This window comes from Klebsiella sp. K47, assembly GCF_051858335.1.
GTDB lineage: Bacteria > Pseudomonadota > Gammaproteobacteria > Enterobacterales > Enterobacteriaceae > Klebsiella > Klebsiella pneumoniae.
In genome coordinates, this window is record NZ_JBPYUI010000308.1 from 1 (window position 1) to 231 (window position 231).

General features: G+C 69.3%; 1 pseudogene. It reads left to right on the forward strand.

What is annotated here, in order from left to right:
- Nucleotides 1-231 (forward strand): annotated as a pseudogene (locus tag RRF55_RS28155) (membrane-bound PQQ-dependent dehydrogenase, glucose/quinate/shikimate family); the annotation flags it as partial.

The window sequence follows — 231 nt, forward strand, 5'->3', positions numbered from 1 at the left end:
GGCTCGCAGGCGACCCTGATCGACTACCCGACCGCCGCCGGCAAAGTCCCGGCCCTGCTGCTGCCGACCAAGCAGGGCGACATGTACATCCTCGACCGTCGCACCGGCAAGCTGCTGACCCCAGCCGAAGAGCGCAAGGTGCCCACGGGCGGCGTCGAGCCGGAACAGCGCTCGCCCACCCAGCTGTTCTCGCTGTATCACACGCTGCGCAAACCGGACCTCACCGAGCGC